A 655-nucleotide genomic window follows, 5' to 3' on the forward strand; every position below is an offset into this window, starting at 1 on the left:
ATTTCACGTTCGCACAGCAGAGTTAGGCTCTCTCGGGTTTAGCTCTGTAAATTTTGAATGCGATCAAGCTGAGCACTGGCAGCTATGTCAGTCCTTAGAGCGCGAGCTTAAAGCGCATAAGGTCACGATGGATGATGATGCAACCTTCACGCTGAGTATCGATAGTGCAAGCTCCACCGAACGAGCATTCACCATTAACCTAGATGCTAGTGCTGACGAATACGAAATAACCCGTCTCGTAAAATTCACCTTCTCAGAAGCAAACAATACAAAATCCAAATACAGTAACGAGATCAATGCTCGTCGTATTTATCGTCATAATTCAGACGCCCTGCTCGCTAAAGAGCGCGAAAAAACTACGCTCACGAAAGCCTTAGATAAAAGCATTGCGCGCGAAATCATTCGTCAGCTAACACTCATCCGTATCGGCGCCAACGATGCAGGTTAAACCTGAACAACTTTCTCAGCAATTAAAAAGCGGCTTGAAGCCCGTTTACATGGTCAGCGGCGAAGAACCTCTGCTGCAATTAGAAGCCGTAGATGAAATTCGCGCGGCGGCGCGAGCTCAAGGCTATGACGAACGACAAGTATTGCGGGTTGAGCGGGGCTTCGACTGGCAAACTCTCCAAGAAGAAGGTAATGCCCTCTCACTTTT

1 protein-coding gene and 1 pseudogene are annotated in these 655 nt (G+C 47.5%); both read left to right on the forward strand.

Annotation, left to right across the window (positions count from 1 at the left end; genetic code table 11):
* Positions 1 to 448, forward strand: a 448-nt coding sequence (gene lptE / locus A3739_RS18070; RefSeq protein WP_156502670.1) for an LPS assembly lipoprotein LptE, incomplete at its 5' end; no start/stop codon positions are given.
* Positions 438 to 655: pseudogene (locus tag A3739_RS18075) on the forward strand (DNA polymerase III subunit delta); the annotation flags it as partial. The gene lptE and the pseudogene A3739_RS18075, both read left to right, overlap by 11 nt.

Source organism: Oleiphilus sp. HI0067, assembly GCF_001635735.1.